At 44.4% G+C, this 12,039-nt stretch carries 12 protein-coding genes; 9 read left to right on the forward strand and 3 right to left on the reverse strand.

The features are described 5' to 3' along the window. Positions 1-38: 38 nt before the first annotated feature. The 6 genes from QUE64_RS01740 to QUE64_RS01765 all read left to right on the forward strand — a co-directional run bounded on the left by QUE64_RS01740 (position 39) and on the right by QUE64_RS01765 (position 6,399). On the forward strand, positions 39-1,853 hold the full coding sequence (locus QUE64_RS01740; RefSeq protein ID WP_286225655.1) for a heparinase II/III family protein: 1,815 nt from the start codon (positions 39-41) through the stop codon (positions 1,851-1,853). After that, the gene (locus QUE64_RS01745; RefSeq protein ID WP_286225656.1) at positions 1,850-3,079 is read left to right on the forward strand and encodes a glycosyltransferase family 4 protein; all 1,230 of its coding nucleotides are present in this window, start codon (positions 1,850-1,852) and stop codon (positions 3,077-3,079) included. The genes QUE64_RS01740 and QUE64_RS01745 overlap by 4 nt, the downstream gene beginning before the upstream one ends. Next, positions 3,079-4,260, forward strand: a complete 1,182-nt coding sequence (locus QUE64_RS01750; protein ID WP_286225657.1) for a LegC family aminotransferase — start codon at positions 3,079-3,081, stop codon at positions 4,258-4,260. Before QUE64_RS01745 ends, QUE64_RS01750 begins: the two co-directional genes overlap by 1 nt. Continuing rightward, complete coding sequence (locus tag QUE64_RS01755) at positions 4,253-4,876, forward strand: GNAT family N-acetyltransferase (protein ID WP_286225658.1); 624 nt, start codon at positions 4,253-4,255, stop codon at positions 4,874-4,876. The genes QUE64_RS01750 and QUE64_RS01755 overlap by 8 nt, the downstream gene beginning before the upstream one ends. Positions 4,877-4,994: 118 nt before the next feature. After that, positions 4,995-5,702: a hypothetical protein gene (locus tag QUE64_RS01760; RefSeq protein ID WP_286225659.1), complete on the forward strand. Its 708-nt coding sequence runs from the start codon at positions 4,995-4,997 to the stop codon at positions 5,700-5,702. A gap of 19 nt (positions 5,703-5,721) precedes the next feature. Continuing rightward, positions 5,722-6,399, forward strand: coding sequence for a sugar transferase (locus QUE64_RS01765; protein ID WP_286225660.1), 678 nt, complete (start codon positions 5,722-5,724; stop codon positions 6,397-6,399). Between the two features lie 420 nt (positions 6,400-6,819). Here QUE64_RS01765 and QUE64_RS01770 read toward each other — a convergent pair whose 3' ends face one another. Then, positions 6,820-7,554 carry a recombinase RecT gene (locus QUE64_RS01770; protein WP_286225661.1) on the reverse strand — a complete coding sequence of 245 codons (735 nt, stop codon included), beginning with the start codon at positions 7,552-7,554 and terminating at the stop codon, positions 6,820-6,822. Continuing rightward, positions 7,554-8,570, reverse strand: coding sequence for a YqaJ viral recombinase family nuclease (locus tag QUE64_RS01775; RefSeq protein ID WP_286225662.1), 1,017 nt, complete (start codon positions 8,568-8,570; stop codon positions 7,554-7,556). Before QUE64_RS01775 ends, QUE64_RS01770 begins: the two co-directional genes overlap by 1 nt. 70 nt (positions 8,571-8,640) lie before the next feature. Between QUE64_RS01775 and QUE64_RS01780 the strand changes: the two genes are divergently transcribed. The 3 genes from QUE64_RS01780 to QUE64_RS01790 all read left to right on the forward strand — a co-directional run bounded on the left by QUE64_RS01780 (position 8,641) and on the right by QUE64_RS01790 (position 10,661). Next, positions 8,641-8,877 carry a helix-turn-helix domain-containing protein gene (locus QUE64_RS01780; protein WP_286225663.1) on the forward strand — a complete coding sequence of 79 codons (237 nt, stop codon included), beginning with the start codon at positions 8,641-8,643 and terminating at the stop codon, positions 8,875-8,877. A 243-nt stretch (positions 8,878-9,120) separates the two neighbouring features. Further along, positions 9,121-9,612, forward strand: coding sequence for a hypothetical protein (locus QUE64_RS01785; protein WP_286225664.1), 492 nt, complete (start codon positions 9,121-9,123; stop codon positions 9,610-9,612). A 119-nt stretch (positions 9,613-9,731) separates the two neighbouring features. Continuing rightward, entirely contained in the window at positions 9,732-10,661 is a 930-nt protein-coding gene (locus tag QUE64_RS01790) for a hypothetical protein (RefSeq protein WP_286225665.1), read from the forward strand. 120 nt (positions 10,662-10,781) lie between these two features. On the opposite strand, the gene QUE64_RS01795 is transcribed toward QUE64_RS01790, so the two are convergent. After that, complete coding sequence (locus QUE64_RS01795; RefSeq protein ID WP_286225666.1) at positions 10,782-11,873, reverse strand: MraY family glycosyltransferase; 1,092 nt, start codon at positions 11,871-11,873, stop codon at positions 10,782-10,784. Positions 11,874-12,039: the final 166 nt, after the last annotated feature.

The raw sequence follows: 12,039 nt of genomic DNA on the forward strand, positions 1-12,039 counted from the left end.
GTTGGGCTATCCAAGTGCGGACTTTGTTGGAATTGGGTTTGTCAAATGTTGTACGCGTAGCTTGGTATCGTTTGGGTGTGAAGCTTGGACTTCACCCGGTTAGACGACTTCAGGCTGGCGTACCAAATGCACCATTCTTTTTACCTACAAAGGCAAATTGCGTTCCAAATGCCCCTGCAGTTTCAGCTTGGTACACGTCGACGTTATTGTTTAGCCATTTGCCAATAGCACTGACAGATGCCCCCCCCGACTGGTTAGCCAATCCCCTAAATAATCAGCGTATTCCAGAGTCCGATAGAGATTGGTGGCAAATCCCAGACTTCGATTCTGCTGTGGGTGATATAAAGCTTATTTGGGAGTTGTCGCGTATGGATTGGGCGCTCGCATTTGCACAGCGAGCTAGTCAAGGAGATATGGCTACCCTAAAACGGTTAAATGAATGGATGGCAAGCTGGTGCGCACAAAATCCGCCTTATAAAGGGCCGAATTGGAAGTGTGGCCAAGAAGCATCCATTCGTGTGATGCACCTTGCCATGGCTGCATTGATAATGGGGCAAATACGCTCTGCAACGTCTGGCTTGCTCGACTTGATACGCCTTCACTTGCAACGCATTGCGCCAACCGTTCAGTATGCTATGGCGCAGGACAATAACCATGGCACTTCCGAGGCAGCAGCATTGTTCATTGGAGGTAGTTGGTTGGACGCTTTGGGTTTTTCAGAGGGGAACCGCTGGGCGAACATGGGTCGCTTTTGGCTGGAAAATCGCTCTGAACGGCTGATTGGGCCGCACGGCAGTTTTAGTCAGTATTCGCTCAATTATCACCGTGTAATGCTGGACACCTTCTGCATGGTTGAAGTTTGGCGTCAGAAAATGGGTTTAACCCCACTTTCCACGAGTTGGATGGATAAGGCATTGGTCGCAACTGAATGGCTACGTCATATGTTGAATAAGGTGAGTGGGGACGGTCCAAATGCCGGTGCTAACGATGGCGCCCGTTTGCTGCCTTTGACTAATTCACCCTACCGCGATTATCGACCGACCGTGCAGTTGGCTATGGTTTTATTTGCCGGAAAACGAGCGTATTTACAGACAGGCTCTTGTGATACTGTATTGCAATGGCTTCGTATTGACCTCCCGCTAGTGGTAGCGCCCGCAGTTGAGAGTTACGTAGCGGACGATGGTGGTTTTGCGCTGCTCAGGCGTGGCAATGCAATGGTTATGTTACGCTACCCCCGCTTTCGTTTCCGACCCAGTCAAGCCGATGCACTTCACCTGGACCTTTGGTTGGGTGCCGACAATCTGCTGCGCGACGGTGGTACTTATAGCTACAACACTGAGCCACAATGGCTCAATTACTTTGGCGGTACAGCCAGTCACAACACAGTTCAGTTTGACGGCCGCGACCAGATGCCGCGCCTGAGCCGCTTTTTACTCGGAGATTGGTTGAAAACAGAACACCTGCAACCATTGCAGGAAGACGACCAGTCAACGCACTTTGCTGCCGGCTATTGTGATGGCTATGGGGCTCGGCATCGACGGTGCGTTAGCCTAGAAAACAATGCGTTGCTGGTGGTTGACGAAGTACAGGGTTTTGCCGATAAGGCGGTTTTGCGCTGGCGCTTGATGCCGGGCGATTGGCATTTTAAGTCGTCCTCAGACGGCGCTCGGCTCATGCTGAATGGGGGTAGTCTGCTCTTTCTTAATATATCATCTAATGCGCCCATTACGCGTTGTGAGTTGGTGAAGGGTTGGGAGTCACGCCACTACCTCGAAAAAACACCATTACCCATACTGGAGTTGGAAATTCAACAAGCCGGCACGCTGACAACGCAAATGCTCTGGACAGCATGAAGGTTATTTACTTCCATCAGCATTTTTCTACTCCAAAGGGCTCGACGGGTACTCGTTCTTATGAATTATCGCGGCACTTGCTGACGCGCGGTCACCAGGTCACTATAGTATGTGGTAGCTATGGGATGGGAGAAACTGGCCTATCTCAACCTTTTGTAGGCGGACGGCGGCACGGCACCGTAGATGGTATTGAGATCATCGAATTCGACCTCGCCTATTCGAATGTCGATGGCTTCATGAAGCGAAGCATGACGTTTGTGAAATTTGCCTTGCGTAGTATTGGCTTGGCCCTCACCGAAAAGTATGACCTCCTGTTTGCTACCTCCACCCCGTTGACTGCGGGCATACCGGGTATTTTTGCGCGATGGCTACGTGGTAAACCTTTTGTATTCGAGGTGCGAGACCTGTGGCCAGAATTGCCTCGCGCAATGGGCGCGATTCGTAACCCGTTGGTGCTCAGTGCCATTTCAGCGCTGGAGTGGTCAAGCTATCGTTCTGCGCACCGGTTAGTGGGTCTGTCGCCTGGCATTGTGGAAGGTATTGCGCGCCGTGGTGTGTCGCGCGAATGTATCACCTTAGTACCCAACGGCTGCGACTTGGGTATTTTTGCTAGTGGAGTACAGCCTTGGCGGCCATCAGAAGTGCACACGAATGATTTGATGGCATTGTTTGCCGGAACTCACGGCATGGCTAATGGTCTTGATGCTGTATTGAATGTTGCCGCTGAACTCAAGCATCGTGGGCGCGACGATATTAAGTTATTGCTTATAGGCCAGGGTAAATTCAAAGCCAGCTTGCAAGCTAGAGCTGCAGATGAGGGGCTTAACAACGTAGTGTTCCAAGATCCTGTAAACAAAGTAAAGTTAGCAGGCTTGATGGCATCTGCTGACCTGGGGTTGCAAATACTAGCTAACATTCCAGCCTTTTACTACGGCACCTCGCCAAATAAGTTTTTTGATTATATTGCCGCCGGTTTACCTGTTCTAAATAACTACCCTGGCTGGCTGGCTGATATGATTATTGAATACCGTTGCGGCTTTGTCGTGCCTCCAGATAATCCATTTGCATTCGCGGATGCACTGGAAGAGGCAGCTGCTGACCGCGATGAGCTGAAAGCTATGGGGCAACGTAGCCGTGCCCTGGCCGAAAAACAGTTTGACCGTACCAAGCTTGCAGATTTGTGGGTCGATTGGTTATCAGTTACCAAGGCCAACTTTACAGGTTGATGAATATGAAATTAATATCAAGTGATCATTCATTTATCAGGTTCGTAAGAGAGATATATGGAGAAGGTTTTATACCTCTTCATCGCCCGGTTTTTCAGGGTAACGAGCGTAAGTATCTAGTCGATTGTATTGACTCGAATTTCGTCTCATCGGTTGGAGCCAAGGTCACCGAATTCGAACAGAAGATTGCTAGTTTTACGGGTGCCAAGTTCGCTATCGCCACAGTCAATGGCACAGCTGCATTACATATAGCATTGCAGCTAGCTGGGGTTCGGTATGAAGATGAGGTAATTTCGCAAGCCTTGACCTTTATTGCTACTTGTAATGCGATAAGTTACATCGGTGCGCATCCCGTTTTTATCGATGTCGATCGTGATACCATGGGTTTGAGTCCTCGCGCATTGCGTCAATTCTTGGGGGCGCATGCGGAAATACGAGATGGTCAGACCTGGAACAAGTCGTCTGGTCGGCGTATTGCAGCGTGCGTACCCATGCATACTTTTGGGCTGCCCTGCCGTATTGAAGAGATTGCTTCCATTTGTGCTGAGTGGGGTATTGCCTTAGTTGAAGATGCCGCTGAATCTCTGGGCAGCTACGTAGGCAACCGCCATACTGGCACGTTCGGTGTATTTGGTGCACTGAGCTTTAACGGCAACAAGGTCATTACTACTGGCGGCGGCGGCATGATAATTACCGATGATGAGATCTTGGCAAAGCGCGCCAAACACATCACAACCACCGCAAAGACCCCACATCCCTACGAATTTGTACACGACGAGGTTGGTTATAACTATAGGCTACCGAATCTAAATGCTGCTTTGGGTTGTGCGCAGATGGAGCGCCTGCCGTGGATGCTTGATTTGAAGCAGCAAGTCGCCAACCGCTACCGTGACTTCTTCGGTAAAATAAATATAGATATTGTTGTACCTTTAACCGGTTACAGGACCAACAACTGGCTAAATGCCATTGTTCTGTCCGATAAAGCTGAGCGCGACTCATTTCTCTCTTACACGAATGAACATGGCATTATGACCCGTCCGATCTGGCGTTTGATGTCTGAATTAGAGATGTTCAAAAGGTTCCACCACGATGGTCTAGAAAATTCGCGTTGGCTGGAAGAGCGCGTGGTGAATATTCCTTCTAGCGTTCCAAATATAACTCTTGTCTCCGACTATGCCTGAGTTTGTTGGTAAGGGATTGAAGGCGAAGTTAGCTTATCGCGAGATAGCCCGCATTCACTTGCAGTGTATCAATAAAGGGTTTCTACCGAAGTTGGGGGAGCGATTCCTTACTTTGCTTTATAAATCGATAGATGAGGATCCGAACAGTATCATATTTGTTGAACGTAAAGAAGGGCAGGTTGTTGCGTTTGTTGCTGGCGGTCGAGGCATGAGATCAATTTATCGGCAAATGCTTTGGTACTGGCCCAATTTACTTGCAGTACTGTTACCAGCTCTATTTAATCCATTTAAATTGAAGAGGATAATTGAAATAATTATGTTTAGTCAGAGGCAAAAACTCGTTCTAAATTCTCCAAAAGCAGAATTATTCAGTATTGCTGTTTTAGATTCAGAACGCGGACGCGGTTTAGCCGCTGGTTTGTATGACGCATTAAAGCAACATTTTACTGAAAAAGGAGAATCTGCTTTTTGCATCGTGGTCGGTAATCGCCTCATTTCTGCCCACCATTTTTACCAAAGAATGGGCGCCACACCAATAGCACGACTTCAGGTTCACAAGGGGGAGCTATCTATACTATACAGACAAAATTTATCAGGATCCGTTAGCCGTTCATAGGATTTATATATTTATTACTGAAAATAGATATTGAAAATTTACATAAAATTGAATCAATTTTAATTTATATTGTTTGTAGAGTTAAAAAATAGTTAAAAATAAACTTTAAAAATATTTTATGAAAAAGTTATCGGATGCTTTGACACCAAATCTAATACAGGATTTATTATCTCAAGGATTTGTAAAACTGCCAAATTTAAAAAATTATATTAGCTTGGAGCTACTATCTGATGAGATTATTTCAGAAATTAACGGGCGCACTTTTTCTGCATTAACACCTGCGCACACAAAACTAATTGATGGTTTGGGGTTGCGAGACGATTTTGCCGCTTGTTTGTATGAAGTTGCGGTAAGTGCATTCAAATTTAAGGGAAGAATTGATAATCAGTACCATATTTCTCGTTTTGTATCTCCAGGACATTCTCGAGAGTGTTTTAGATCACATTTTGATTCACATATTTTTACTCTCGTACTTCCAATATCTATACCGCACGAAGAAGCACCATTGTGTTCTGGCGAATTATTATTAAAGCCAAATGCCAGAAGACATCCGAAAAGTGAAATTGAAAATATATGTACAAAATTATACTTTAAGCGTTATGCTTCAGAGCATTCAGTGAATATTCTCATAAAAAAGAAATTATTACTTATTGAGAAATTCACCAACATGGAGCCATTACTATTTTTGGGTATGACAACTTTGCATACAAATGCACCAGTTGCTCAATTTGTTTCCAAGCCAAGATTAACTTGTCTTGCGCACTATTTTGATCCATCCCCAAGGTTTGGGGTTGGTAACTTATTACGTTCAATTAGAGGCCGTTAAATATAACTTAGATAATTTTATGCAAAGATTTTTTGATATTTTTTTTTCTGGAATTGCGCTTTTATTTTTAGCGCCAATTTTTTTGCCTATTATTTTTTTATTGCGCATAACTGGAGAGGGTGAAGTATTTTTTTTTCAAGAGCGGATTGGTTGGCATGGACGTAAATTTCGTTTATTTAAATTTGCAACAATGCTGAAGAATAGCCCCAATATGAGCACAGGTACTGTGACAATTAAAAGTGATCCCAGGATTTTGCCTTTTGGTAAGTTTCTTAGAAAAACTAAAATAAATGAGCTTCCACAGTTAATTAATATTTTTCTTGGAGATATGAGCATTGTTGGGCCAAGACCTCTGACTACTGAAACTTTTGAGATTTATACAGCCGAAATTCAGGAATTGATCATAAAAGTAAAACCTGGTTTATCTGGCATTGGATCAATTATTTTTAGAGATGAGGAAAATATACTTATTGGGGCTGATAGCTCTTTAGATTTTTATAAAAAAAATGTAGCACCTTACAAAGGAATTTTAGAAGTTTGGTATGCATCTAACAATACAATTTTTAATTACTTCAAGATTATCGTAGTCACTGTTATTATTGTCCTTCACCCCAAAAGTCAGATTGCATGGAGTTCTTTTAAAAAGCTGCCCACTCCTCCAGCTCAACTTAAATCATTACTAAATTATCCCGGATAGCCTGAATCAAAAATTCGGATTCTGCTTATGTAATAAATTTATATAATTTTTTATTTTTTAAAATTGCCGGAATTTTTCTGTTACTTTTAGCATTTTTTATAAAACGCTTAAAATTAATAACATCTAATTTTTTTTGCTCATTCAATAGGCATATCAATACTGATTGGATAATTTATTTCTAAATGTTTAATTTCCCCTATTATTAAATTCATTATCTTCGTTTAGTTTTCGTTTTTAACAAGTATTCAAAAAAACTTTAAATTATTTAGCTATTTTCTCATTAATCCTGGATGTCAAGAATAAATTGCCTACCATTTCTACTATTAATTGTATATTGATAGTATGAAATTTTCGGTGAATTATTCTTGCCCCCAATGCGGTATTTAGATCTTTATAATGTTTGAAAAATAATATATAAAATTAAATTTTATTTGCTCTCAATTTTTGTTTTAGCCATATTTTAGGGCTGGTGAAGCATTGATTATTTGCGCAGTAATTGTTTATGGAGTCTAAATGATTTGGGATTCTTGAGTCTGGTACTGAAATCTTGAGTTCTGGCAAACCAATTCCAAGCGCCAAGCGCGCACATTGCTGCATGGTTTTGTGCCGCAGCATTCGGCGTGGCATCTCTACCCACATGGGATGATCTGTTTTCAGTTCTGCGAAGTACTCCCGCACTGTTATTGGGTGTATGAGACTTGAGCGATAAATGGTGCACTCCATCCAGATGGGAATACCCTGTTCTGTTTCGGCAGCTTGATGAAAGCTTATTCCTTGAAAACTCGGTTCACGGTGAATGAGGCTAATCCAGCCATCAATCGGGATGTAGATATCCCACTGGTTCTTTGTGTTGAGTTCCCAGGCGATGTTTCCCAAATGGGGATTGAGTTTATAGTGTTTGGCTGTGAGTAGAATGTTTTTTAACACTGCTGTGGGTACGGAAATCTCTTTGCCCCAATCCCTTAGCTCTTGGGGATCGATACTTAATACGGTAGCAACCTCGGTAATGAGGGTTTCTATTGGGGTTGGTCCGATGGGTGAATGCTGTTTACTGATTGCCCCTTTTCGTTTGGTTCCCGGTGCGTGTGAAATAGGTTTAATTGGAGCATCCCCTAACAGATCTTCGGGCAAATCGAGGATGGAGACCTTGTTCATTAATTTACTCCTTCTAATACTATCGTCTCCTTGATAGGCTCTTGGGGTTTCAATGCATCGGGGAGATCCTTCACCACAAAGCGCCGACTATTGATGACTGGGCTTTGGTAAGCCCTGATGAGTTCGGGATGCTCTAGACCCAGGCGTTTGGTATCAATCCGATAGCTGGGCTTGGGAGCTTTCCAAGTAATGACCGGTTTACCGAGGTAAGTCAGCACTTCGGCATCCGCCATGGTTTCCATGAGTTGCTGCTTAATACTATTGATTTGCTCTTCCTCAGCATGGCTTTGGGACTCCAAGGCTTTGAGCTCTTGGATTAAGGCGATCGTCTGCGGGTTGGCTTCGATTGTTTTGCCTGAAGAAGCCCTCTGAAAGAGCGCCTGGCAATCATCAATGGATTGAGGTTTGGGTGGAATATCCTTTTGTACATGCTCAGTCCAAAAGAAAGCTGCCTTTTCAAACATTAAGGATTCCAGCTCAACATCTCGGGTAACCGTATAGATCCGCAGATCCGAACCTCCCAGTAGAACAGCGACATCAATCTCAGGCAGATTGGTAATCCCTAAGTACCAGATGCACTGGCAAAGATAGGGCAGGGGAATCGCGTCCGTCCCTGGTTCACCCCAATCACTTTGACTGTAATGATTTGCAGTCTTACATTCCAAGAGCTTCTTGGCATTTAGTCTTCCGTCAGAATTAAAGAGGGGCAATTCTTTCTTCTCCAACACAAAGCGATCAATGTGTCCTACGCAAAAGGAATATGTAGGATGAATGAGACCCTGTGAATACTCAAGCAGATGCTCACCCGTGAGTAAGGCATATTCATTAGCGATAAACGATTCGGCAAACGAACCAAAGCGCAAAGCAAAACTATCTTTGGTGTCTACGCGCTTACCTGTTTTCTCCAGCCACACATCCATCGCCGAGCGGTACTTCGAAACCCCCAGAATCGCTCCAATATCGCTACCACCTAGGAAAGTAGTGCGATTGTGTGTAAAATCTTGATTATTAAGCATTTTTTAATCCTTTCATATTAATAATTAATAGATACTTAGTAATTATTACTAATAATATATTAAAAATAACTTGATTACAAGCGATCAAATTCGTGCTGCTCGAGCCTTATTGCGATGGAGTGGGAAGGACTTGGCAGATAAAACCGGCCTAGGTTTTTCTACATTGATGCGTTTAGAAGTGCTTGAGGGGGTTCCTGGTGCTCAGGCAAAAACACTAGAGATCATTCAAAAGACTTTTGAAGAGGCTGGAGTTGAATTCATCGGCACCCCTGAATCGGGGGCCGGGGTGCGGTGGAAAATCCAATGAATATTTTTAAATTACTTCAAATCTGTTTGTTCAGGCCATACGAACTACATAGTAGTCAAAATTCTGGATTTCTAATCATTTAAGACTCCCCGTCGCAAATATCGGCGGCGACCTCTCATGCAAGTTGATCATCCGTGCGGGGACTGTCGCCAAATAGGACCGGCTGTGAGATTTTGCATTTCATGATAATTTACTGGTCATACTAATCACTTGGATTTTGATGACTCTATCGAAACGTTTGATATGACATCCATTACATTTCCATTGCATCCAGCGCTGATGTATCGCAAGCGCTCTATTCGCCGTGAGGTGCGCGAAGCACTCACGCGATATCAATTTCCAAAGGATGTGTTTAAACAAGTCGAAGATATTCTAGTACGTCAAATTCGCATCTCACGGCTCATGAATCGCCATGTTCCAGCCACGCGCTTTAAAAATGCCGAGGATGTGCTCGACCATTTTGATGTAGAGCGTTTTGTGTGGCCCAAAGGTCGGGGTCGTAAAAATGAGGATCTCAAGCGAGCTCATCTGATCGCGACTTTATTTCGGGTGTGGGTGATTGGTTTTGGCGAGGAGCCCAAGATTAACAATAGGGGCTTTGCCCGCACCCCCTTTGTGCAATTTGCCCATCTGATTTTGCGCCATGAGGGCATTGGGAAGCTAGAGATGCACTTGGAAGCTTATCAAGCTTATCGCAAAAAGGTATTACAAAGCATATCAGTCACCGCAGCTTAATGGAGAGAGCAAAATCTCGCGATTAAACGGGGGGTAGTTTTGCCGATTTGGGCCTTACCAACTCTTATTTTCCTTTCTATAGTGAAGACTCATCTTCATTCATTTAAAAAGGAGCTAATATGAAAGATGCGAACGTTGTTGCAATACAAGCCATTACCGAGATCAATGGTGATGATTATGTAACCTCGAATCAAGAGCTGGTGGTCACTCAGATGCCACAAACCAAGATCGATCGTAAGCCAGCGAATAAATCGGGACCAAAGTCTCAAGCAGGTAAACAAAAATCCGCGCGCAATGCCTTTAAGAGCGGCTTTTTTAGTAAAGGCCTATTACCGTGGGAAGATGCCAAGGGCCAAGAGGCGCAGTGGAAGGCGTTAGTTGACTATTGGGGTGCGCATGACCCGGCCCGAGTGGGATTGCTGCGCGGATTGGAGTTTGCGCTCATGCAGCAAGAGCGCCTCATGGTAATCGAGCGCGATAAAATTTTAGGAGCCATGCAGTCAGTGGATATCGCCCTGGAATTTTGCCGACGCTCTGGATTATTGACGATTACCTACATGAACCTGCCCACGTGGTTTTTTAAGATTGACGATGAGGGTCAAAAAGAGTGGGCCATTGAGCTTGGGGATGTTCATGCAGAGGCGCTCCATTTAAAGGAGCATTACCACGATCGCTTAGTTGGTCGCATTGAAAAAGACTATCCGCATTTATATCGCTTCGTGATGGAACAATATAAAGCTAGCCCCTCGTTTTCGATTGCTTTAGGTCAGCTCTATAAACAGCAGAACACTATTTTGAATCTTGCAGCCCTCATTAATCAGTTGCAAGAGCGCTATCCGCATCACTTGACCTGGGCACAAGATCCCGAGCGTTATCAACTTATCATCAATGGCTTGCGATCGGAAGTCATTGAGAAGGTGGTCGACGTGGATAAAAGTATTGCGCGCGCCGCAGCGATTCAAAATCGTGTCCTCAAATCACTTGCTGGATTGGCCGCAATGAATCAGCAAGAAGTCCAGGCATCGGCCGCTAAGCGCTTATCGGAGTGAGTGTTTTAAAAAACGAACCCCTGAATTCATCAGCTAAATCAGGGGTTTAGCATTTAGCGGTTCGATCAATTGGGCAAAAGGATTAATTGGATTTTTTAGTTGATTGATTTACTGATTGATTTACTTTTGGGGGGGGCGACCTAACCAATTGGGAGTGCGAAAGGTCACGATTTGTCGATAGGTGAGGTTATAGAGAATTACAAAAACCGCGGCACTTGCCATGAGCGCTGGGGTGGAGTTCCACCATAAAAGCGCTGGAATGACGCCTAAGCTTGAGAGTACCCAAAGGTAGGGGGAGGTTTTGGCATTGGCCCAATAGGACTGATCACCAGGATGAGCCCAGCGCATAATGCGTCGATAAATGAGACTATGAAAATGCGCACCATCGGGCAGACCCGGGTTCTTACCTTGATGGACACTGCGTCGCCAAATCGTAAAGAGCGTCTCAAAAATCGGATAGGCATTGACCATGATGGCAAACCAGGGCGAGACGCTGGGATTGCGCGCCACCAACGCAATCGATAGCGCAGCAATGACAAAGCCTATGAGATAGGCTCCACCGTCACCTAAAAAAATGAGACCCCTTGGATAGTTCCAAAGAAAAAATCCTGCGATCGCCCCGATCAGAATGAATGCGAGATGCAGCACCAACGGATCACTCACTTTAAAAGCTACATAGGCAATCGCAAGGCAGGTAATGATGGCGACCATGCTGGCGAGTCCATTAAAGCCATCGATAATGTTGTAGGCATTTGAGAGCCCCGTGACTCCAAAGGCTAAAAAAAGGACTACAAACAATGAATGGTTTAGCCACACGTCAAGCGCACCAAAACCAAAGCGCATGGAGGTGATGTCAAAAAGCCATAAAAATAGAAGCCCCGCGATAAAGCCAGCCAGGAGCCGCATTTTCACACCCACGCGTTTAGTGAGATCTTCAGCAATGCCAGCGATAAAGACGGGAAGGCTAGCAAATAAAATAAGGACGAGGAGTGTGCCAAGCGTTGGGTTGACGATCCATTGGTAGAGCGTTGTAATCGCAATCCCCATCAATATGGACACGCCGCCAATACGGGGGGTGATGGCCGTATGAAACTTTTGGGGACCATCAAAATCATGATCGCCACTGACATGGTTATGCAAATGCTGATAGCGAATTACAAGGCCGGTGAGGATAGCGCTCGTTGCAAAAGAGAGGATTAATAACCACATCATTCAATTATAAAACTTATAGATAAATGCATCTGAAAATTGAGAATTTGGGATAGGTTAAGTGTCTCTTTAAGTGTTTCTAATTCCAAACGCATTATTGAGTCTCGCTCTAATTCGTACATGCGATTAGCATGATTAATGATGTGGTAAGGTGATTACTTTGTTTCGT

The sequence above is a fragment of the Polynucleobacter sp. HIN7 genome (assembly GCF_030297595.1).
Classification (GTDB): Bacteria; Pseudomonadota; Gammaproteobacteria; order Burkholderiales; family Burkholderiaceae; genus Polynucleobacter.